28 protein-coding genes are annotated in these 22,295 nt (G+C 36.1%); 20 read left to right on the forward strand and 8 right to left on the reverse strand.

Translation table 11 applies throughout. The features are described 5' to 3' along the window. Nucleotides 1-31 precede the first annotated feature (31 nt). Entirely contained in the window at nt 32-535 is a 504-nt protein-coding gene (locus GHT08_RS20960) for a hypothetical protein (protein ID WP_163583342.1), read from the reverse strand. Nucleotides 536-737: 202 nt separating this feature from the next. Here GHT08_RS20960 and GHT08_RS20965 point away from each other — a divergent pair, with 202 nt between their 5' ends. Further along, nucleotides 738-938, forward strand: a complete 201-nt coding sequence (locus GHT08_RS20965) for a superinfection immunity protein (RefSeq protein ID WP_163583343.1) — start codon at nt 738-740, stop codon at nt 936-938. A 32-nt stretch (nt 939-970) separates the two neighbouring features. Here GHT08_RS20965 and GHT08_RS20970 read toward each other — a convergent pair whose 3' ends face one another. Beyond that, nucleotides 971-1,354, reverse strand: a complete 384-nt coding sequence (locus GHT08_RS20970) for a hypothetical protein (RefSeq protein ID WP_163583344.1) — start codon at nt 1,352-1,354, stop codon at nt 971-973. Nucleotides 1,355-1,550: 196 nt separating this feature from the next. Then, nucleotides 1,551-2,615, reverse strand: coding sequence for a C45 family autoproteolytic acyltransferase/hydrolase (locus GHT08_RS20975; protein WP_163583345.1), 1,065 nt, complete (start codon nt 2,613-2,615; stop codon nt 1,551-1,553). A 139-nt stretch (nt 2,616-2,754) separates the two neighbouring features. Between GHT08_RS20975 and GHT08_RS20980 the strand changes: the two genes are divergently transcribed. Genes GHT08_RS20980 through GHT08_RS20990 form a run of 3 tightly spaced genes read left to right on the forward strand, consistent with a single transcriptional unit; the run spans nt 2,755 to nt 3,912 of the window. After that, nucleotides 2,755-3,204 (forward strand): hypothetical protein, encoded by a 450-nt coding sequence (locus tag GHT08_RS20980; protein ID WP_163583346.1) that lies wholly within the window; start codon nt 2,755-2,757, stop codon nt 3,202-3,204. Between the two features lie 52 nt (nt 3,205-3,256). Then, nucleotides 3,257-3,727, forward strand: coding sequence for a GNAT family N-acetyltransferase (locus tag GHT08_RS20985; RefSeq protein WP_163583347.1), 471 nt, complete (start codon nt 3,257-3,259; stop codon nt 3,725-3,727). A 17-nt stretch (nt 3,728-3,744) separates the two neighbouring features. Beyond that, nucleotides 3,745-3,912, forward strand: coding sequence for a hypothetical protein (locus GHT08_RS20990; protein ID WP_163583348.1), 168 nt, complete (start codon nt 3,745-3,747; stop codon nt 3,910-3,912). A gap of 86 nt (nt 3,913-3,998) precedes the next feature. Here GHT08_RS20990 and GHT08_RS20995 read toward each other — a convergent pair whose 3' ends face one another. Both GHT08_RS20995 and GHT08_RS21000 read right to left on the reverse strand, forming a co-directional pair. Further along, nucleotides 3,999-4,403, reverse strand: a complete 405-nt coding sequence (locus tag GHT08_RS20995) for a M67 family metallopeptidase (protein ID WP_163583349.1) — start codon at nt 4,401-4,403, stop codon at nt 3,999-4,001. After that, on the reverse strand, nt 4,391-5,446 hold the full coding sequence (locus tag GHT08_RS21000) for a hypothetical protein (protein ID WP_163583350.1): 1,056 nt from the start codon (nt 5,444-5,446) through the stop codon (nt 4,391-4,393). The genes GHT08_RS20995 and GHT08_RS21000 overlap by 13 nt, the downstream gene beginning before the upstream one ends. A 257-nt stretch (nt 5,447-5,703) precedes the next feature. Between GHT08_RS21000 and GHT08_RS21005 the strand changes: the two genes are divergently transcribed. From GHT08_RS21005 to GHT08_RS21020, 4 genes are all read left to right on the forward strand, one after another. Further along, on the forward strand, nt 5,704-6,378 hold the full coding sequence (locus GHT08_RS21005) for a BMQ_0737 family morphogenetic spore coat protein (RefSeq protein ID WP_163583351.1): 675 nt from the start codon (nt 5,704-5,706) through the stop codon (nt 6,376-6,378). Between the two features lie 84 nt (nt 6,379-6,462). Continuing rightward, nucleotides 6,463-7,050: a hypothetical protein gene (locus GHT08_RS21010; RefSeq protein ID WP_163583352.1), complete on the forward strand. Its 588-nt coding sequence runs from the start codon at nt 6,463-6,465 to the stop codon at nt 7,048-7,050. After that, the gene (locus GHT08_RS21015; RefSeq protein WP_163583353.1) at nt 7,037-7,357 is read left to right on the forward strand and encodes a hypothetical protein; all 321 of its coding nucleotides are present in this window, start codon (nt 7,037-7,039) and stop codon (nt 7,355-7,357) included. Before GHT08_RS21010 ends, GHT08_RS21015 begins: the two co-directional genes overlap by 14 nt. Continuing rightward, on the forward strand, nt 7,350-8,573 hold the full coding sequence (locus tag GHT08_RS21020; protein WP_163583354.1) for a surface carbohydrate biosynthesis protein: 1,224 nt from the start codon (nt 7,350-7,352) through the stop codon (nt 8,571-8,573). Before GHT08_RS21015 ends, GHT08_RS21020 begins: the two co-directional genes overlap by 8 nt. 1 nt (nt 8,574) lies before the next feature. Here the strand turns inward: GHT08_RS21020 and GHT08_RS22460 are convergent, their stop codons facing one another. Further along, nucleotides 8,575-8,703 carry a hypothetical protein gene (locus GHT08_RS22460; RefSeq protein WP_018931373.1) on the reverse strand — a complete coding sequence of 43 codons (129 nt, stop codon included), beginning with the start codon at nt 8,701-8,703 and terminating at the stop codon, nt 8,575-8,577. A 97-nt stretch (nt 8,704-8,800) separates the two neighbouring features. After that, on the reverse strand, nt 8,801-9,160 hold the full coding sequence (locus GHT08_RS21025; RefSeq protein WP_163583355.1) for a hypothetical protein: 360 nt from the start codon (nt 9,158-9,160) through the stop codon (nt 8,801-8,803). 142 nt (nt 9,161-9,302) lie between these two features. Here GHT08_RS21025 and GHT08_RS21030 point away from each other — a divergent pair, with 142 nt between their 5' ends. From GHT08_RS21030 to pseI, 11 genes are all read left to right on the forward strand, one after another. Next, complete coding sequence (locus GHT08_RS21030) at nt 9,303-10,220, forward strand: BMQ_0737 family morphogenetic spore coat protein (protein WP_238343640.1); 918 nt, start codon at nt 9,303-9,305, stop codon at nt 10,218-10,220. Nucleotides 10,221-10,539: 319 nt separating this feature from the next. Next, the gene (locus GHT08_RS21035; protein ID WP_163583356.1) at nt 10,540-11,505 is read left to right on the forward strand and encodes an SDR family NAD(P)-dependent oxidoreductase; all 966 of its coding nucleotides are present in this window, start codon (nt 10,540-10,542) and stop codon (nt 11,503-11,505) included. Nucleotides 11,506-11,517: 12 nt separating this feature from the next. Further along, nucleotides 11,518-13,002, forward strand: a complete 1,485-nt coding sequence (locus GHT08_RS21040) for a hypothetical protein (protein WP_163583357.1) — start codon at nt 11,518-11,520, stop codon at nt 13,000-13,002. Between the two features lie 3 nt (nt 13,003-13,005). Further along, the gene (locus tag GHT08_RS21045) at nt 13,006-14,406 is read left to right on the forward strand and encodes a glycosyltransferase family protein (protein ID WP_163583358.1); all 1,401 of its coding nucleotides are present in this window, start codon (nt 13,006-13,008) and stop codon (nt 14,404-14,406) included. Next, nucleotides 14,403-14,981: a class I SAM-dependent methyltransferase gene (locus tag GHT08_RS21050; RefSeq protein WP_163583359.1), complete on the forward strand. Its 579-nt coding sequence runs from the start codon at nt 14,403-14,405 to the stop codon at nt 14,979-14,981. Before GHT08_RS21045 ends, GHT08_RS21050 begins: the two co-directional genes overlap by 4 nt. A gap of 193 nt (nt 14,982-15,174) precedes the next feature. Then, complete coding sequence (locus GHT08_RS21055) at nt 15,175-16,119, forward strand: dTDP-glucose 4,6-dehydratase (RefSeq protein WP_163583367.1); 945 nt, start codon at nt 15,175-15,177, stop codon at nt 16,117-16,119. Nucleotides 16,120-16,134: 15 nt separating this feature from the next. Further along, nucleotides 16,135-17,337: a UDP-4-amino-4,6-dideoxy-N-acetyl-beta-L-altrosamine transaminase gene (pseC, locus tag GHT08_RS21060; protein WP_163583360.1), complete on the forward strand. Its 1,203-nt coding sequence runs from the start codon at nt 16,135-16,137 to the stop codon at nt 17,335-17,337. Beyond that, the gene (locus GHT08_RS21065; RefSeq protein ID WP_163583361.1) at nt 17,334-18,062 is read left to right on the forward strand and encodes a cytidylyltransferase domain-containing protein; all 729 of its coding nucleotides are present in this window, start codon (nt 17,334-17,336) and stop codon (nt 18,060-18,062) included. The genes pseC and GHT08_RS21065 overlap by 4 nt, the downstream gene beginning before the upstream one ends. Nucleotides 18,063-18,068: 6 nt before the next feature. After that, the gene (gene pseG / locus GHT08_RS21070; RefSeq protein ID WP_163583362.1) at nt 18,069-19,133 is read left to right on the forward strand and encodes a UDP-2,4-diacetamido-2,4,6-trideoxy-beta-L-altropyranose hydrolase; all 1,065 of its coding nucleotides are present in this window, start codon (nt 18,069-18,071) and stop codon (nt 19,131-19,133) included. Continuing rightward, complete coding sequence (pseH, locus tag GHT08_RS21075) at nt 19,126-19,638, forward strand: UDP-4-amino-4,6-dideoxy-N-acetyl-beta-L-altrosamine N-acetyltransferase (protein ID WP_163583363.1); 513 nt, start codon at nt 19,126-19,128, stop codon at nt 19,636-19,638. The genes pseG and pseH overlap by 8 nt, the downstream gene beginning before the upstream one ends. Continuing rightward, entirely contained in the window at nt 19,635-20,684 is a 1,050-nt protein-coding gene (gene pseI, locus GHT08_RS21080) for a pseudaminic acid synthase (RefSeq protein ID WP_163583364.1), read from the forward strand. Before pseH ends, pseI begins: the two co-directional genes overlap by 4 nt. Nucleotides 20,685-20,791: 107 nt before the next feature. Here the strand turns inward: pseI and GHT08_RS21085 are convergent, their stop codons facing one another. Further along, complete coding sequence (locus tag GHT08_RS21085) at nt 20,792-21,562, reverse strand: alpha/beta fold hydrolase (protein ID WP_163583365.1); 771 nt, start codon at nt 21,560-21,562, stop codon at nt 20,792-20,794. A gap of 39 nt (nt 21,563-21,601) precedes the next feature. Between GHT08_RS21085 and GHT08_RS21090 the strand changes: the two genes are divergently transcribed. Further along, a complete protein-coding gene (locus GHT08_RS21090; RefSeq protein ID WP_163583366.1) occupies nt 21,602-22,147 on the forward strand; it encodes a hypothetical protein in 546 nt (181 codons plus the stop codon). Nucleotides 22,148-22,295 lie beyond the last annotated feature (148 nt).

Raw genomic sequence — 22,295 nt, forward strand, 5'->3', positions numbered from 1 at the left:
TTCTACAAAGGAATAACTGGTTTTTCTGTGGTTATGAATTCATTTGAGAAGTAGTAGTTGGTATTTGTGGTTTATGATAAATATTCCTAATCCACTTTATGACAAAATACATTAAAATTATATTTGCAATGAATGCGAAGATGTTAACTGAATATGAATTGTTTATAGAAAGATGTTGTAAAAGGAAGCCAGAATTATTCTCACTGTAGATTGTAATAAATGGAAATGGAACACCAAAAGTATAAGTATATTTTGTTGTATGAAGTAATGTGGGTGATTGATCCGGTATGATCGTTGATAGAAATAAAAATACAGCAGCTGCTATTAATAGAATCCATTTATTTAATTGATGTCTTTTTACTACACGGAATAAAAAGAATCCTAATAATATAAATGTAACAGAATACAAGAAGATGTTCATGAATGTAGAATTGATTTTTAAAGCAATAGAACTTACTTCAATAAAAGCACCAACCCCAATTAAAAGCAGAAACATAAGAAGAAACTCTATAACTGATTTTATTATGTCTCGCACCAATACCCCTCCTTTTTGAATAAAATGGTATAATTGTATTAAATTATATCAAATGTTACTACTATTTTCATCAATCAAGTATGAGCTTGCGCTGAAAACCAGTTAAGAAATACCTAGTCTATTATACAATATTTTATAAGTAAACTATTTTTTAAGTATAATTAAAGGGAAATTATAAATAGAAAACTAGGGGAGCATTAAAATGGAGGTTTTATTAACCATATTTGTATTTACAGCACAAGTTTTTATTTATTTCATACCAAGTATTTTAGCTACTAAAAAAAATAAACCTAACAAAATAACTGTATATATTATTAACCTTTTCTTAGGTTGGACTCTACTCGGTTGGATAGCTGCACTTTTTTTAGCGATGAAAAGTAACCCTGGAAAGATTAATTATTGATTTTTATGTATGGTAAAAGAGTTAAAGAATCATCAATCAACAAGTCCATTTCCAATATAGTTTAGAGTTTTTAAATCAGCATATACAATCATATTATTAGGCATACCTGTATTTTTTGTAGGATAATCAATCAAATAAACTTCCTTCCCTTGATATGATTGATCATCTATATTTTGGTTTAAAGTAATTTTAGATACGTCACCATCTTCCCAAGTGCCATTAACCCATTCTTTCTGCTCAGCTGATAGTTGACTCCAAACACTCTTTTTAACTTCAACTAAGTTGGTTTTACTCCATTGTTTGTTGTGTTTACCCATATGTTGGTTAGCATAATCATTTGCATTTTGTGGATTAGAACACGCAAACAGTCCAAACAAAAGAATAGTGGATAAAACAAGTAGATTATTTTTTCCCATTATCCAAACCTCCATTATTAACTTAGTCGTCTGATAGTTTGATTAAGTTACAAAAATGTATTGAATTTATCAAAGTGACAAAAAAAGAAGGACATGGCTGTTGATAATCAAGATATTTCACTATGTCGAATTATTCTTTTAACGTGTTAAATTAAAACCAGTTACCCGGCATAAGGAGTAACTGGTTTTATTCATGCTAATTTTTAAACCAATCCGCTTTTTCCATATGTAGAAACGGAATATCCGTATCAACCTTTCCTTCAATTCGTCCCTTGGAAAAATCTGTTCCAGCTAACCATTCAGCAAAATCAAACTCAGTCGGCTTTTGATCACCACCTAATGCAAGCCATGAAGCTAATGACTGAGGGAAGTATGCTGATGTATGAATCGTTCCAGCCCAATTACGATATTGATTCGAAAACAGCTCTTGATCAGAATTGTTCAACATCCGGAAAGCTTCTAGTCCGGATAAATCATGATTTTGTTTGTTATTCATTGCTTTTAACCTTTTGTTGGAATCATCTAAAAAATGCCGGTTTTCTTGAGTCATCATTTCAAAATGATTGGTACAAGTATTTCCTTGACGTACTTTTACACCTCGAGGTGACGTTTCTACAATCGAAGCCGTATTACTTTTTCCATCGAAGAGTATGTAACTAAATGAACCACGATGCGGAAGTTCTTTTAATAAGGAAACTGCTTCTTCCACATTAGCGCATAATTCTAGAACAAGTCTTCCAACCATGTGACAAACAAATCCGTCACCAGGGCGTTTTCGGTTAATAAATGTATAGCCTAAAGTAAGTCCCTTTTCGTTCATTCCGTCCGATCTTCCTGAAACACGTTGACTGACACCGATTGTCGCATAACCAGGATCTGTTGGTTGATATAGTACGTAACGTCCATCATAGGTTTTCGGGTGATAATCATAATTACGAATCATATAATCATTTCCGACAAAAATAGAACAACCGGATTGCTGTACTTTCAAGCGATAGCCGCCAAACTCTAACAAAACACGTTCCATTGGCCAGCCCAGTCCATCTCTTAACCCTTCCATTTCATCCCAGATAGAAGAATTAAAACGTCTAAATATTGCTTTTGTTGCATTCTCGTCAATCCGAAATCGAGGAATTCTTACTTTCCATTGTCTATTTCGATTTTGCACAAGAAAAGAGTTTTTTAATTTTTGACCTTGTATATAGCCTAGATCATAATGCGAACCACGAAATTGGATCACATCTGTATAAATTTGTTTCATTTTACTGCACCTCAATAAGTATGTAAATTTCAATCAATACTCTTCATTATAATCTAATATGAGATTATTGAAAATATAGAAGAACTGTATAATAATGGGGGAGACTATTCCAACAAAACTTAAGCTTAGGGGGGATTAGTTGCAGTTTACATTTAATCCTGATGTTAAATGGAAGAAATACAGTGTCAATTGGTTTCTATATGTAATCGCTGTTGTTGTGACTATGGTGAGCACATTTTCTAACATGTTAGAGTTAGGTATTATCCAGTTAATTATCGGCCTTATCTTGCAATTGTTAATTATTTTATTCGGAATAACTCGGGTTATGTTTTATTATAAAATGCCAAATAAAGTATATTTACGGTTGGAAGAGAACTCTATTTCATTGTATCGACCAAATTTGTTAACCAGAATAAAAATTGAATTTCGTAACATTGAGCGTGTAGTTGAGATGGACGATATGTTTTTATTGGTGCAGGATAACGGTAAAGAAGAGCATATAAATAAAGCGTGGTTAACGGAAGAGGCGATCATGATGTTGAAAAAAGAATTAAAATTTATCTTAAGTGAAAGGGCAATTTTTACGTGAAGAATATCGAAGCACAGCAACACGAAATTGAATAAAAGGAGTTTGATTTGTATTGGAAAATGAGTTGCTATTCAGGCAAGCCGAAGCAAAAGATTTGGATAAAATTGTGCAAATGTTAGCGGATGATCCCCTAGGTAAAACACGTGAAAATTATAGCCACCCTCTACCAAAGCAATATATTAAAGCGTTTGAAGCGATACAATCAGATCCCAATAACGAGTTAATGGTGGTTGCTTTGGAAGGAGATATTATTGGAGTACTACAAATTACATTTACCCCTTACATAACGCATCAAGGGGGATGGCGAGCAACGATTGAAGGGGTGCGGACTGATGAGTCAGTAAGAGGGAAAGGGATCGGAACGAAGATGATTACATGGGCAATTGAGCGTGCTAAAACCCGAAATTGTCACTTAGTTCAACTAACAACAGACAAAATAAGAACAGATGCTTTAAGGTTCTATGAAAACCTTGGTTTCAATGCAACACATGAAGGCTTAAAATTAAAACTTAACAGGCGTTAAAAGGAAGGTGAATACCATTGAGTAATTGGCCATATGTCTTGTACGCTTTGGTGCTTGGAATCATATCGATTGTAACAGGTGAAATAGTAACTTTTGTGATGTTAGGCTTAATTTTAATCAGCCTGCAAAATATCCACCGTGTACTGAAGGAATTAGTTAAAATCAATCAAACAGATACTAAATAACTATCTACATTATTTATCCGCTGTATATAGGGGTTACCTTTTTGAAAAAAAGGATGATTTACTTGCACATACTTTCTAATTAGTCATTAACTTATAACAAGTTTACATGCTGTGTAGGTATTATGTCGAATCTGATACCACTTTATTTGTGGTATCGCATATTTATAGGATAATATCACCATATCCACTTGTTCATCTGGATGATGTTTCAAATCAAATTGTGAAGGGACAGGTTTCGTTGAGGGGTGGGTATGGTAAATAGCTAAAACCTGTTCCTTCCTGTTTTGAATTTTCTCAACTGTTGAAATAACGATTTCTTTAGGAACAAAAAAACGGCTGCTAGATTTTACTTGGTTTTGCAATGGCCAAAATGACGTGACTTGTTTTGAAAAACCAGCTAATAGTCCGCATGCCTCATAAGGCAACTGTCTTTCTCCTTCTATAATCAAGGCTTGATAGATATTATTTGGTAAAGTGATCATTTTTTCCATAATGATTTAGCTAATAACCATGTTTTTTTAATGCCACTTGGAGAAGTGTTTTCCTCTTGTGTAGTTTTTGTTTCTTGTTTGTGTGAAACGCTTTTTTGATCTGGCTCAACTGTGGCTGGTTCTGGTTTACTTGGTTTAGGCTCAGCAATTGGCTCTTGTTTTTTTGGTTCTCGAGAAACGGCTGATTCTTGCTCTTTTGGTTCAGAAGGAAGATTGGATACTCTCGTTTTTGGTTCTTCTACTTGCTCCACCTGTTGGATGTTTTTCTCTTCATTTTCAGTTATCTTTTTATTCAAGTTTTCTTCTCTAACCTTTTCTATATTTTTCTTTTCCGTTTTTGATTCCGTATTTGCTGTTTTCTTTTTGACAATGATATTTTTGTTGAGTTCATATTTTGCGTTATGAAATACCTTCTTACCATTCTGGACAGTGATCATATTTGTATCAGCATATTGACGTCGCCGTTTTGGGTTTGTCATCGTACTATTAGTTGGGGGTGGGGTTACATGGCTTTTAGGCTTTGCTGCTTTTAACATGTTATGCAATCGACGGTATTCACTCGTCCGTCTTCTCGTTCGCTGCTGTTGTTTTTCAGGTTGAGGCTGATTTTTGTCTTGAGTAAATACATGCTTCTGCTCATCAATTTGTTTTTTTACTTCATGTAATTCTGTATCTGTATGTCCGATTATTTGATCTACTTTTTCGAGTAATTCATTAATACGTATTTCTTTCACATCATCCTTTATACTGTGAACGTCCTTCTTTAATTGTTGGATCGAGTGGTTTATTGCATGGATTTGAGCAGCTACTTTCTGTTCCTTCTGGTCATAACTTTGTATTTGCTTTTGATAGGTTTTTTCCATAACCTTCATTTCTCCTTTATATTTAGCTAATTCTTTCTTTGTTGCTTCTAGTTCTTGCTGGGCTTCCATATATAAAACGGATTCACTCTGATTCCATGTTTCTATTGCTTTTTTATAAACTTCTAGATCACGATTTAATTTTTCAATTTCTTCATAATTATAGAGCCTATATTGATACATGACGATTCACCCTTTTTACTGCACATTAATATAATATTGGTGAAACACCAATTCGTGACAAATGTGCTGTTTTATTCAGATTTTATAACTGTTACTGATGAAACTCACACTTGTTTTGCGATTGCGGACTCTCTTTATCATATGATATTCGCCTAACTTCCCAAATATCATGATATTTCCGCAAATTCACTAAAACATTTTTTGGTGTGTTGTCATAGGCTATATGGACAGTAATCTTATTTGGAGGTGTTTGCTCGATGCAAATGGATAATCTAACAGGAGGGCAGGAGCTTCTGTGTATTAATACAGAGAAGGTATATGACTGGATCTTAAACGAAGCAACTTTCGATTTGAATTTACCAGACCTAGAATTACCGATCAACCCTGTAACTGGTGATCAGCTAGAATGTGATGATATTGATTTAGACTCAGTAACTTGTGAAGTTGCTCCTGCTGAAACGGATCCAATCGTTGTATTGGACCGTGAAGATCAAGTGTTTATCGTGGATGATGAAGAAGTAACATTACAAATTGTTAACATTCGTAAAAATTTCGAGGTAACTGTTTTCGTTAATTTGGTACCGGCACTTGGTGGTACTCAGGTAGAAGTTGGTACGGCAGAATTTACTCGTTGTGAGCAAGTCATTCTTTGTGCACCAGAAGGAACGGACATAGATGTATCGTATACGGACCTAGATTGCTTTGTGTGTACTGCTGCATGTGATGCAGGTACTACTACAGAAGCTGATGAATTAGATGTTACAGTAACTGTACGTCTATGCCAAAGCATCCAATCTACTTTTGATGTAACATTAGAACTTGTAGCTGAGTTCTGTCAACCACGAGACATTTTACCATTCCCACCATGCCCAGCACCAACTATTCCAGCACAATGCCCTGTAGTTTTCCCTAGTAACGGGAATAACGGATAATTCAACGACATAGGGATAAAGAGAGGGAAAATCCTCTCTTTCTTTTTTTTTTCATCTAGAAAGACATACGAAAGAGGTGTATTTATGTCTGATCATCAGGAAATACAACAAAAACTAATTGACTGGCAAGAGGAGCAGTCGTCTTATTTAGACCAAATCAAAGGATTAATTCAAGATTTAGGTGTTACCGATGATTTAAAGATAATTTGCTATTTTACTTCTTCTTTTCAACTGGCACATCAAGAAGATCGGGAGAATTATGGCATTGGTTCCTTTCATGTTCAGAATGTTGGAAACAAAGCCTTAACTAATCCACATATAGGGCTGAAGATCACCGCCAACATTGACTTTCAATTTTCAGGAAAATACCTCTATCAAAATTCCAAACAAACAAGAATGTTATCAAATGCATGGGAGCGAATTAATGAACCATCTGACAAAAATGAGATTTGGTTAAGGCCGACCCAACAACAGACAATTGAACCAGGTGAGACATTAACATTTTCCAATTTCCAAATTAAATGGATTCCAACCGCTAAATACTCCGGTACGATTCAAGGATTCACCTATGGCAATGAATTACCTAATGGTGTGAATGCATTGAATCAGATTAACCTGAACGGTTCGGTAGCAGATCGGCAACAGGAGGGCGATCTACATGAAAAAAAGTAAAAGAGATCAACAATCATTTGATATCAATCAAATGATAAGCCAATATATGAAAGACTATATCGACCGTATCCATAAGGAGGATTATAAAAAGAATAATAGTTTTGTATATTTGGAAAACGAAACATTGCATATGCTGCTCATGTATTTATTTATGAAAAATACTAGTAATAATACCGACAGTAGTCAAGTTAATTTATCAGAACTAGCGGAGGTACTAGATCGTCATATTGAAAACAACCGTCAAGGTTATGAAGAAGTAATTCATCTATTAAAGTCTAGAGCTGAAGGAAGTACCGAAAATGACTAATCGTTGGTTATATTTGCCGATTGAAGTGAAAGTACGTGAACTAGATGCTAAATTGCTTCTTGCTTATTATGCGATTCGTAGAGGCTATCAAGTAATAATTGGCGATCTTGCTTTAGTGGCAGAAGCTGCAGCTCATTATCCTTCGGGTATATATTTCGCAAAAGGCGGACCAAAAGGCTTTCGAAAACGCATGGTTACCAATGCTGTTGAACAGGGTCAAACGATTGTTGAACTGGATGAAGAAGGATTATTAATTGAAAAAAATCAATATATACGTGACCGAATGAGAAAAGATACTTTAAAGCTGGTCGAACATGAATATTGTTGGGGTGAGCACCAAAAACAGATAATTCGTGATACATATCCTGATATGGCTAACAAATGTTATGTTGTAGGTAATCCACGATTTGATTTACTAAAGCCTAAATTTCGAAATTTGTATCAGGATGAGGTTAAGAGCCTGCAGCAACAATATCACGATTTTATTTTAATTAATACTAGGTTCTCTTTATATAATGCGGCAAAGGGAAAAAAGGATACGGTCTTTGTCCAACATATTAAAGCACTTTATGAATCTTTTTTAGAAATGATTAAAGTGACGGCAAGCCATTTTCCCCAGGTCAACATAGTTATTCGCCCACATCCAGCTGAAAATTTTAATTCTTATCGAAGACTGTTCAAAAATATATCAAATGTCCATGTAGTCCATGAAGGCGTCATTAATAAATGGATATTAGCAGCAAAAATCGTGATTCATAATGGTTGTACATCAGGAATTGAAGCCTTTCTTCTAGATCAGCCAGTTATTGTCTATCAACCTTTGGAAACAAAGGAAATAGAACTGCCAAATCTATTAGGTTTTAAAGCAACAAGTTTGACGGAATTACGTGATACCATTGATCAGCTATTACATCATCAAGCTGTTATTCCAGGTGATGATAGGTTGTATCATTACTGTAGCTGGGAAAAAAATAGTTATGCTGTTGATCATATCTTGGATTTATGTAATACGATTTCGTTGCCATCACCACCTCGTAGCCTTCTGAATCTTAAAATTGAGCAGAAAAAAAACCTTCGAAAGCAAAAGCGGAAATTTTCATTGTCTGCAGAAGAAATTACATCTTTTTATCAAAAATTAGATGATGTAGAGGAGCAATCTCCCCAACGAACGATTAAGCAAATTTCGCAAAATCTCTTCCATATTAAACCAGTATGAATTATTTCATACAGCAGCCGCCTTTGCTTCTTCTTATAGCTTTTCTTTTAATCTTAGAAGTGATAACGATTGGTTCATTTGATGATTTAAAATAATTGCCTACTTTTTTTGTGATTTGTTTAGCTTTCATTGAGCCATCTCCTTTAATTATTGTCCATTTTAGTATATTGGTATTTTTTAAAAAAGGTTTGGACGAATGGAAGTGTTGTCGAAAAACTAGGTATTTATCATTTGTTATGGTGAATTGCTGTTACCTCAGTCGTTGAGTTATTCCACTTTTTACTCGTAGTGTTAGAGCTATCTGTTTGAACCGACTGGAGCATTCTTTGCAACTTGCTGTATTCTGACGGTTGATAATTTGTTTTTTTAGATGTTGTCGGTGTTCTCAACTGTGTTAATCCTTGCTGTAGTTGATCGACATCCTGTTTGACACCATTCATTTCATTAATAAATAGCTCTAACCTATCAATCAATTTCGCTATTCGTAATTTTTCCACGTCCCCTTTTATGGATTGTACCTCTTGTTGTAATTCCGCGAGCACCTCGTTAAGATTTTCGATATCTAATTGATCATTTTTTTCGTTCATTTTTTGAAATCCCCTTTCGTGATTATCGCCTACTACCTAATGTATGAAGCTTTCGATAAACCGTGAAATAACATTAACGTTTTACCTATTAGTTTCATAGTCTATAGGGAGATGACGATCATAATGGAGGTGTGTAAGTGAAATGGCAATTAACCACATAACAGGTGGGCAGGAGTTATTGTGTGTCAATACCGAAAAAGTATATGACTGGGTTCTAAATGAGGCAACATTTGATTTAAATATAGATGGATTGGAGTTGCCGATTAATACGGTGACTGGTGCCCAATTAGAATGCGACGATATTGATCTAGATACCGTAACATGTGAGGTTATTCCAGCAGAAGAAGATTCGATTGTTGTGTTAGATCGCGAAGATCAGGTATTTATAATAGACGGAGAAGAAGTCACCTTACAAGTTGTGAACATCCGCAAAAGCTTTGATGTCATCGTTTATGCACAACTGATACCAGAGCTTGGCGGGGGTTCCATTGAAATTGGTGCGGTTACCTTTTCACGTTGTGAGCAAGTGATATTATGTGCACCAGAAGGAACAGATATTAATGTATCCTATACAGATTTAAATTGTTTTGTGTGTTCGGTAAATTGTGATACAGGTACAACGACGGAAATCGATGAATTAAATTTGGCAATAACAGTCCGGATATGTCAAAGCATTCAATCTACACATGAGGTTACAATTGAGTTAGAAGCTGATTTTTGTCAGCCACGTGATATGTTACCTGTTCCACCTTGTCCATCACCAACGATCCCGGCACAATGCCCAGTTATTTTTCCTAATGGAGAACCTGAAATAAGTAAAAAGAAGAAAAAACATGTACCAAGTAAGAAAAAATCGTTCGGAGTAATGAATACCGAACAACAACCAGTAGAAGAAACGCCACATATCGTTCAAGAAACAAACGAAATAACGGCTGTCGAAGAAGAGCCACAGGAACAAACAAATCAGGAATTAGTATTAAATGAAGAACCATTAAATGAAGCAACTCACTCAGAAGACCCAACAAATGAAGAAGCAACAGAGACAAAAGGAGAGGAATAATCCTCTCTTTTTTGTTAGGTGGGAAAGTATAAATTTTGCACAGATGTCTAGCTCTGAGCGCCCAGAAACTAGGCGACTTCACGAATTGCCCTACGATAAGTCATCATCGGTTCGTAAACTCACCGCGATTCCTTTATCTCAGTTAATGCGTTCCAGTCGCTACGTTTCTAAGCGGGCGCTCTGCGCTTTTCTTGTTCTACCTATTATTTAAATGGGTAGCTCTTAATAGGCTGCGGTCGTTCCTGTTTTCCGACTATTCAATATACATATACAAGTACCATTTAATAAAGCCTTATGTAAATAGGAAAGAGGGACAGCTGTGTTTTTTAAAGACAGGACGATTTTAGTTATTGGAGGTACTGGCACAATTGGAACAAGTATAATTGCAGAACTGTTAAAAGACCAACCTAAAAAAATAAAGGTATTTAGTCGCGATGAATATAAGCAAAATGTTGTAAAAGAACAATTCAACCATCATAACACACTTGAATTTGTAATCGGAGATGTTCGAGATGAAGATCGAGTAGAAGAGGTAATGACAAATGTCGATTATGTGCTGCAACTAGCTGCAATGAAAAGAGTTGATGCCTGTGAGCAAAATCCAATCGAAGCTGTTCAAACCAATATTATTGGAAATTACAATGTTATGAAAGCAGCGATAGCAAATAAAGTGAAAAAAGTCGTTTTCACCAGTTCAGATAAGGCGATCTCTCCCACAAATGCATATGGTGCAACGAAACTAATCGGTGAACGTTTAATAGCAGCAGCAGGAGAAAATAACACCGTTTTTGCAAGTGTCCGTTTCGGTAATGTAATGGGATCAAGAGGTTCTGTTATTCCACTTTTTCAGGAACAAATACGGTCACATCAGAAAATAACTGTAACTGATCCTGATATGACAAGGTTTATGATGACTGTATCACAAGCAACGAAACTGACCATCAAGGCATTAAAAGAAGCAAAAGGAGGAGAAATCTTTGTACTGAAAATGCCTGTTATTCGATTAGGCGATTTAGCTGAAATATTAATCAAACAATCGCAGCAACAAGTGACTACCGAAATTATTGGCTTAAAGCCAGGTGAAAAAATGTATGAAGAACTGATGACCCATGAAGAATCGTTACATGCATGGGAGTTTTCTAATATGTTTGTGATTCCAGTAGATACAGGCGTCAGCTATGTGCATGCCAAAAATGCAAAACCAGGCACCTACAGTTCTGCAGAGCAGCAGGCAGTAAGTAAAGAGGAGCTTTATCAACTATTAACTGGAGCAAACCTGATTTAAGAGGAGGAAATCATGGACAAATTCCTAAAGAATTATTGGTCAATGTATCTCGATTTTCTTCATGATTTTGAATCCTTAACTTACCGAGATTATGAGATTGTTCATTTTTGTCATTTGCCAGCCTTTGTCTTGCCTAACGACTATTTAATGTATCAATTGAAAGAGGGCTTCTATACAAAATATGCGAAACGAGAAGTGATGTCATCGAAAGATATTCAAGATAAATTTAATGCTTTTACAGCAAAGCATCAAATCAATCAACCTAGATCAGGTGGTAAAGTTGCCATACATGTAGATAAATTACTCCGATTTCCTAAATTGAGTTTACAAAAAAAATTTTCAGCTGCTAATACAATTATGATAACCAATGGATCCAACCAAAAAAATAACAAACGTTCAGTAAAAAAGAAGACTCGTGCTCGACCTCTCAATCAAACAGTAGTAACGACAAAACAAAGAAACAAATTAACTCAAATTCAATACATCCCGCTATATTATTTTGGTGAAATGGCAGTAGATGTAGAGTTGGAAATCAAACAAGTTCAACAAAAAGCTAGAGAGATATTAGCTAACCATAACGACCATCCATTGTATAGTAGATCTACTTTTCAAAAATGGTTACTGCAAAACATTTCATCAGTCATTATCTATATGGAAAAGATAGAAAAGTTGTTGGAACAGGTGAAAATCTCATGTATTGTCGTATCGACTACGCATAGTTTCATCAGTCGGATTCTGGCGGTTGTTGGTGCAAGCAAGGGCATACCTTCGATTTGTATGCAGCATGGTATTATATCAAGCGAGTTAGGTTATATTCCTAAAATCGCTACGGTAGATGCGCTATATGGTCAGTATGAGAAAGATTGGTATCAACAACTTGGAATAGATGAAAATGCTCTCGAGATCATTGGCCACCCCCGCTTTGATCAAAAATACAGACAACCTAGAATGAACCGTAATTCGTTTTATCAACGGTTAGGTTTAAATCATAATCGAAAAACAATTATGATTGCTGTCAGGGGAAATGAAGATATTGCTCGATGGCGGAAATTCATTCAAACCTTGAATAATAAGCAAACGTTTAATATTCTCATTAAAAACTATCCAAGTAAGCAACCACATCAGTTAACAAAAGAGTTTTATAATGTATTGGATACGAAAGGTTTTGGAATTTACGACTTGTTTCCACATGCGAATGCAGTAATAACTTATTCTTCAACGGTAGGGTTGGAAGCAATGTTAAGTAATAAGATAACATTTGTGCTGAACAAAGATTTCCCTGGAGCAACTGGTTATTTTCAAGGACTAGGAGACCTTATGCAATATGAGCCTCAACAGTTAGCTGAGAAAGTGATTGCGTATTTTACAAAAGCTGAATCCCGGCATTACGCAGAGAAAAAGCGAATCGAGTTTCTTCACCATGCCTATCCAAGTACGCAAAAATCGATCGTTCGATTGCATGAATTAGTTAATCGGTTAATAGTAAAGGAAGGATAATGGATGAATGTTTACAGGGAAAATTATTGGTCACTATATTTAGATTTTGTCGAGGATTTTAAAGATATTGTCTATCGAGGTTATCGTCTATCCTATCTCGTTCATTTTCCTAGTCTTATCCGTCATCACCCGAATATTTGGGGAGAAATGACAAAGCAATCTTTCAAACAAGTATTGCATCACAATGTCACACATCGAGAGCAAGTGCAAGCTGTTTTCACTAATTATTTAGCAACATGGCATACACCACAGAAGGTGAGAAATGGGCAGGTCGCTTTCTTAGAAGATTCTCTGCTGCGGATACCACCGCAAGCCTATCAAAATTATTTTGATACAGACAAAACTATTTTTATCAAAACCTATAAACATCCACATGATCAAGCTCAGTCAAATGTCTATTATTTACAAGATTATGCATCACGTCATATAGATAAACCAAAAGCAAAAATTAAACAGCAAATACAAACGTTATTACAGCAATTCCCGGCTCATCATCTCTATCAGAATCAGGTATTTCAATATATGTTCCATAAAAAAATTAACTTTGTCATCGATCAAATAGATAGGATGGAGAAATGGATAAGAAAAACTGCTATTTCCGTTGTAGTTATGTCAAGTCCGAATCATTTTGGCAGAGTGATGGCTTTTGTGGCGAAAAAGCATGGAATTCCTACAATCTCAATGCAACATGGCATCATTGGCAATGAGTTCGGTTATTTACCAAAAGTAGCAACCATTGATGCTGTTTATGGTCAATTTGAAAAAGACTGGTATATGGAATGTGGAGTTCCAGAAGACGAAGTAAAAATAGTTGGACATCCTAGATTTGATCAAAGTCTACAAAAAACGACCATCACAAAAGCGCAATGGATGAAACATTTAAACTTAGATAAACGAAAAAAAACATTGCTGTTAATTGTTCGAGGTCAACGCGATCTAGATGATTGGAAAATAGTAATAGATCAAGTAGAAAAAACATTAAACCTCAATATCATACTGCGAGATTATCCAAATGATGAACGGCATCCACTATTACTTGATTATTCCTCAATAAAATCTACTAAAAAACTTACACTGTACGATATTTTGCCACATGTTGATGCCATTGTTTCTTATGCATCAACGGTTGCATTAGAAGCAATGCTTGTTGGGAAGCCAGTCTTTATTTTGCATACGAAACTACCAAGTTATACGGGATATTACAACGAGATAAATTCGCAAGTCCATCGTGATCCAATGAAATTAGCAGACATGATTCAATTGTATTTCAAACAGGTTAAATGGCGAAAATTTGTCCAAAAGAATCAAACTCGATTTCTGGCTCATGCTTATCCTGATCAGAGTTCTTCTAGTCAACGTCTGCGAGATTTAGTGGATGAATTAAGGAGAGGAGATATAAAGTGAAAAAATCATTAAGTGAAATTCACGAGTACTGGAAGCAGAATAGTCATCCAGAAAAGTACAATTTAAAAACAGAGCGAAGTAGCTATTTATTAAGTTATGTGGAGAAATATATACAACCAAACGAACGTGTTTTGGAAATTGGATGTAATGTAGGGAGAAACCTGCATCATTTATATCAAAATGATTATAAAGAATTAACAGGAATTGAAATTAGCCAGGAAGCAGTAGAACAGCTTCATAAAGTTTATCCAGAATTAGCGGAAAATACCGATATCATTCATGCTCCTGTAGAAGCGGTTCTAAAGCATATGGAGAAGGATCATTATGACCTTGTTTTTACGATGGCGGTTCTGGAACATATTCATCCAGACAGTGAATGGATATTTAATCATATTGCGAGGATAACCAAATCTTACTTGCTCACACTTGAAGCGGAGACCGATGAACATTGGCGTATTTTTCCACGTAATTATCGTGACATATTTGAAGGATTAGGTTTTAAACAAGTGGAGCAATCAACCGGTGAAAGCATCAAACTACCTAAGTATACACTGCGTATTTTCAAAAAGAATTAGTTTCATACGATCTGAATTGATCTATTGAAGTAATGATGGAAGTATGTAAGCAATGTATCAATTATTAGAAGATGAAATCACTTCAGGTTTTAAAGTAACAAAACATTCCTTAACAAAAATCGATGCTTTATGGCAAAAAAATGAAGCCAACGTTGGTTTTGATTCCTTAAATGTTGAAGGAAGGGTGATGAATTTGAATATTCTCGTTACAGGCGGAGCAGGTTTTATCGGACGTTGGGTTGTAGCCAAACTATTAGAGGATCAACATCATGTGTGGGTGTTAGATGATTTATCTAATGGCCGAAAGGAAAATGTAATAGAGTTTGAACAACATCCATTTTTTCATGGATTAATAGCAGGCGATATCAAAGATAAGCAACTATTGGAGGAATTGTTTAAGGAACAATTTGATATATGTTATCACTTAGGTGCAAGTATCAATGTACAGGACAGTATCGATAATCCAGAAACGACTTTTCATAATGATGTAATAGGCACATTTCATGTTTTGGAAGCATGCCGAAAACATTCCGTGAAGATGGTGTTTATGAGCACATGTATGGTATATGATAAAGCGAGTGATGATAACGGTATTAGTGAAACCAACCGAGTAAAGCCAGCTTCACCATACGCAGGCTCCAAATTAGCTGCTGAGAATATGGTGCTTTCTTATTATTACGCCTACAGTCTACCAGTAACAGTGATTCGTCCGTTTAACACGTATGGCCCCTACCAAAAAACAGGCGGCGAAGGTGGGGTTGTTGCGATTTTTATCAAAAATAAATTAACTGGTAAGTCATTATCCATTTACGGAGATGGAACACAAACACGCGATTTACTCTACGTCGAAGATTGTGCCCGATTTGTAGTGGAATCTGGTTATGCAGATGAAACGAATGGTGAAATTATCAATGCAGGATTAGGCAAAGATATCAGTATCAATGAGCTCGCATTATTAATAGCTAAAGATAAAAATCGCATACAACACGTAACACATATCCATCCGCAAAGCGAGATTCCAAAATTATTATGTAACTATGAGAAGGCGAAGAAATTATTAGGTTGGCAGCCAATGTTCAGTTTGGAAGAGGGGATTCAGAAAACAGAAGCATGGATTCAATCGACAAATCTTATTTAAAAGGAAGGATGATTTATGTCTGAGCATACGTTAGCAATTCATGGTGGGAAACCAGTAAGAGAAAGGTATTTACCTTATGGAACACAGTGGATAGATAGCACTGATACACAGGCAGTTCTTAACGTGTTGAAGAGCGACTATCTTACAACTGGTCCAACGATTGAGCTATTTGAACAAAAGATTGCAGACTATGTTGGTGCTAAATATGCCGTTGCTTTTTCGAGTGGCACGGCAGCACTTCATGGAGCATGTTTTGCAGCAGGGATTCAAGAGAATGATCAAGTAATCACAACACCTCTTACCTTTGCTGCTACAGCTAATTCCATTCTCTATCAGGGTGGCAATGTCATATTTGCTGATGTTGATCCCAATACCTACAACATTTCCCCAAAGGAAATTGAGGCACACATTACAGAGAAAACAAAAGCGATTATAACAGTGGACTTTACCGGTCAGCCAGTAGACTATGACCGAATACGTACGATTGCAGCAAAGCACTCTATTCCTTTGATCTCAGATGCTGCTCATGCTCTTGGTGCAACCTACCATGAACGACAGGTAGGATCTTTAGCAGATATGACGATGTTTAGCTTTCATCCAGTGAAGCATATTACAGCAGGTGAAGGTGGTATGATTACGACGGATAATCTTAATTATTATCAGAAACTACGAGAATTCAGAAATCATGGCATAACACGGGGTGAGGAGCGATTAGCTGTTTCAGGTCAACCTTGGTACTATGAAATGCAGTCACTTGGATATAATTACCGTATGACTGATTTGCAAGCAGCCCTTGGGTTAAGCCAGGCAAATAAAATCGAAAACTTTTTAGCAAGAAGAAGAGCTATTGCAGAGAAATATAATGAAGCTTTTCGTGAGTTTGATCAGATTACTTTACCTTACCAGCTTTCTGATACTAACTCGAGCTGGCATCTATATGTCATAAACCTACAATTGGATAAGTTAAATGCGACTCGAACAGAAGTTTTTCAAGCATTACAAAAGGAAAATATCGGGGTGAATGTTCATTATATACCGGTATACTTTCACCCCTATTATCAACAGTTAGGCTATCATAAAGGTCTGTGTCCGCATGCAGAAACATTGTATCAAGCCATGATAACTTTACCACTGTTTCCCAAAATGACGGAAGCGGATGCAGATGATGTGATTGCTGCTGTAAAGAAAGTCCTCTCTCATTATGAGGTGTTATCATGAAAATTGTAGCGATCATTCAAGCTAGAATGGGTTCTACTCGACTACCTGGAAAGGTGTTACGAACAGTGCTTGGAAAGCCGTTGGTCAAGTATCAGGTAGACCGGATTCGGCATGCTTCTTATTTGGACGAAATCGTGATTGCGACAACAGACAACAGAAAAGATGATGTTATTGTAGAATTTTGCAAATTAGAGAAACTGCATTATATCCGAGGGTCGGAAAAAGATGTGTTAAGCCGTTATCATCAAGCAGCAAAAGAAGCAGAAGCTGATGTAATTGTTCGTTTAACTGCTGATTGTCCAGTCATAGATGCACAAACAATCGACCATGTTATCCAAGCTTTTATAACAAGTAAGCATGCAGATTATGCTGCTAATGTTCTCGAGAGGACATATCCGAGAGGCTATGATATCGAAGTGTTTACAAGGCAAACATTAGAGAAACTAAACAAAATAGCATGCCGTAATAGTGATCGTGAACATGTTACTACCTATATCAGAGATCATCCAGATCAATTTGATATCGTTAATGTCCTTCATCATACTGATTATAGTAACTATCGTTTAACGGTCGACACCATAGAAGACTTTCAATTAATCGAAAAAATCATCCAATCACTAGAACCAAAGAATCAATATTATATGTTAGAAGATGTAATAAAATTATTAGAACATCATCCAGATTGGCAAACAATCAATGCGAACATTAAACAAAAGGACTGGTGATAACTTATGCGAGTCGGGATTCGTTCTGATGCATCTAACCAAATTGGTACTGGTCATGTAAGACGTTGTTTAGTGTTAGCAGAGCAGTTACGAACACAGGGTGTAGAGGTTATTTTCTTTTGTTACCATTTCCCAGGAAATTTAATTAGTTACATTGAAGAAAAAGGATTCCCAGTCCATGTTTTATCTCATTCGACGATGATCGCCAATTTGCGTTCCAATTGGCGAAAGGATGCAGAAGAAACGATTGAGTTCATTCGACAATATCCTTGTTTTGATTACATTGTAGTAGATCATTATGATTTAGATTATCGGTGGGAGGCTGCAGTAAAACCATTTGCAGACCAATTGATGGTAATTGATGATCTAGCAAACCGCAGACATTACTGTGACATTTTGCTAGATCAAAATTTGCTTCCAAACAAGCAGAAACGCTATCAATCATTAGTTCGGCCAGATACGGTTTTGCTTTTGGGTCCCCGATACCTTTTATTAAGAGAAGAATTTGTGATGACGAAGCTATATGAGAGGAAGAGAAATACCATAGCTCGTATTCTTGTTTCTTTTGGTGGGAGCGACCCAACTAATGAAACGTATAAAGCTTTAAGAGCTATTACTCAGCTTCAAGATCAACATTGGCAGGTGGATGTAGTTACAGGCACGTCCAACCAGCAAATAAAAGAGCTACGACATTTGGTAGAACTGCACGAAAATATTCAGTTATATGAACAAACCAATCGTATGTCAGAGTTAATGGCGGAAGCGGATCTTGCAATTGGTGCAGGAGGAACAACAACTTGGGAAAGGTGTTTTATGCAATTACCTGCCATCACCCTTGAAGTAGCGGATAACCAATCTGAAATATTAAATCATTTGCATGCTAAAGGGTTTGTATATCACTTAGGGAAAAATAGTAAGGTAAAAACTGTAGACATTAAAGAAGCAATATGTCGATTAAGCGGTACACCTTCACTATTACAGCGGATGGCAGATCGGTTAGCTTACTTCAGAGAAAATGTTGATCATCGTTATGTTTCACGTTTTATGCTGAAGGAGGGTACTGATGACTGATAGTTTCTTGAGAAAGCTAGAAGAAAATGATCTGGAACAAGTGCTAGCTTGGCGAAATAGTGACCATATTAAACAATATATGTATACTGATAGAGAGATTACTTGGCAGGAACATGTAAAGTGGTATGAGAGAGTGTCGACTAATCCCCATCATGATGTTTTCATTTATGTTCAACATGACAAACCACTTGGACTTGTACAATTTTTTGATAAACAAAAGCAACATCAGCGGTGTTACTGGGGGTTCTACATTGGAGAACTTGATGCACCTAAAGGTTCTGGTACAAAAATGGCTTCTATAGCATTTACTCACATTTTTAGTCAGGGGATACGAAAAGTCTGTGCAGAAGTAATAGAAACTAATCAACCTAGCTTTCACTTTCATCAAAAGCTAGGTTTTAAAGTAGAAGGTACCTTACGTCAACATGTTATGAAAGATGGTCAATATTATGATGTGTGGACATTAGGTTTGCTTAAAGAAGAGTGGAAAGGAGGATTTTCATGAAGGAAGTAACGATCGACAACCGAAAAATTGGTACAGGTTATGAGCCGTTTGTCATTGCAGAAATGTCAGGAAACCATAACCAATCGCTAGAGCGTGCTCTGGAAATAGTAGAAGCAGCTGCGGAGGCTGGCGCAGATGCACTCAAGATTCAAACTTATACTGCAGACACGATGACATTAGAAGTCGAGAAAGGAGACTTTGTTATTTCAGATCCAAATAGTCCCTGGGCAAACAAATCTTTATACAATTTATATCAGGAAGCTTATACACCTTGGGAATGGCACCAATCGATTTTTGACCGTTGCCAAGAGTTAGGGATGATCGCGTTCAGCTCACCATTTGATGAAACAGCTGTTGACTTTTTGGAAAGCTTACATGTACCTTGTTATAAAATCGCTTCTTTTGAATGTACGGATATTCAATTGATTCGTAAAGTAGCCAGAACCAAAAAACCGATGATTATTTCAACTGGTATGTGTACTGTGGCAGAAATTGAAGAAACAGTCCAAGCAGCCAAAGAAGAAGGCTGTAAGGAGCTCATTTTACTAAAATGCACAAGTACGTATCCAGCAACCCCAGAAAATAGTCATATTAAAACAATTCCACATATGAAAGAATTATTTCAATGTCCAATCGGTTTATCAGATCACACGTTAGGTAGCGGTGTAGCGGTTGCAAGTGTAGCATTAGGTGCATCAGTAATCGAAAAGCATTTTACCCTTTCTCGACAGGATGGAGGAGTGGACGCACCCTTTTCATTGGAACCAGAGGAATTCCACTTACTAGTCCAAGAAACGAAAAGAGCCTGGCAGGCAATGGGGCAAGTCCAATACGGACCGACGAAAGCAGAGCACCAATCTAAAAAATATCGTCGGTCTATTTATGTTACGGAAAATGTAAAAAAAGGGGAACCATTAACCCGTGATAATATCCGTGTTATTCGTCCTGGATTTGGTTTAGCGCCAAAATACTATGAAATGTGTCTAGGTAAAACTGTTAATCAGCCAATTGAAAAAGGGACCCCATTATCATGGGATTTTATCTAGCTGTTTTTATAAGGCTGTCTCATTCAGCCGAGGCAGCCTTATTAAATGATTGCATTTTTACTTCTAATCACAGATAATATTTGGTATGATTTTGTGTTGAACGAATGTTATTTTATTTGTTTCCGCTTCACCCATTCATAAATGATGGCATTACACTCATGAAAATACTTGGTTGGTACTTGATGTTTAGAACGATGAACATAGGCAACTTCTACATCATGTAACCTTTTGCGAAAGATGTTTTGATAGGAATGTACATAATGATCGTTAGCACCATAAATAATTAATAGCGGTACATCAATATTAGATAGTTGCTGCTCATTGTCATAATCCAAGCCTAATTGATATTGTTGTCGTAACATATCAGCGTTCGTTTTCTTTATTTCCATTTCTATTTCCTTTGCTGCTTTTTTATCTGAAAAATGATTGAAAGAAAGTGCTTTTGCTAGTAAAGGAATCCAATTATTTCTGGCAACTGTTATGCCTATTTTATATTCGGTACGAAGCATTAAGCTTTTCGGTGCGTGGTAAGCCCCAATCATAATAAGTGCTAATGTATGCTCTGGATAAGATATAGCGAATTGTTGTGCGATTAAGCCGCCGTTAGAATAACCACAAACAATGGCTTTAGAGATTTCATTTTCGTCTAACACACTTTTCACGTCATCTACATACTGAGAAAAAGTTAGTTTTGTATTGGAATGGCCACTACGACAATCCCCTCTGTTGTCAAATGTAATAACGGAAAAGCTATGTTGAAGCATTGTTTGATAACGGAATGTTAAGTGTCCCATTCCTGGCGGAGCGATAAATATGATTGCTGTTCCACTGCCAACTTTTTGATAATAAATTGCAGGATGATTATTTGTATAAGGCATAATACCATCTCCGAATAAAAAGTATAGGAGGTAATGATGATGAGTATATTTCTAATAGTTGGAGTTTTAGCAATTATTCTTTTTTTATTCTTGCGAAAACCAATTGTCAGAAAATTAGAGTCTTTCGGATCCTTACAGCTAGACAGTGAAAAACATAAATGGTTAAACAGTCATTGGAAGGCAGGAGGGATATTATTTGGAGTAAATGCGCTTCTTTTTTCTTGTACGATATTGATATTGATTGGCCTAAGCTATTTACTAATTCCATATCTACATATATTTATTATGATTGGTGCTGTAATTATCAGTATTATTGTTTGGATTAAATTTGCACGTTCCTGGAGTGGATCGAAGCTGAATCAATGGAAGTTTGCTCTCATTGGTAGTAGTTTTTACGCCGTGATGATCATTTTCTTCAGTTATTGGTATGTGACATTAGAGCCTTCATATCCAGGAGAGGATTTATTTATGGCGGGTATCGGGTTAATGATGGCTATTTTTGTTTCATTTGTGGCTTTCTTAACGTGTTTAATCGTGGTTGGTATAGGTAATAATCGCTCCTGTCAACGGTTGACAACTGGCTAATTGGGGTAATAAAGATATAATTAAACGGTTTAGAGGAGATGCAAACCCTGATTACCTTACTTCACGGTATATACTCTAAGCATATTATTTCGAAAGCGTTTAGTCTTGACTAAACGCTGTTTTGTTGTCTAGCGTACAATGTCAAATA

This window comes from Gracilibacillus saliphilus (genome assembly GCF_010994085.1).
Classification (GTDB): Bacteria; Bacillota; Bacilli; order Bacillales; family Amphibacillaceae; genus Gracilibacillus; species Gracilibacillus lacisalsi.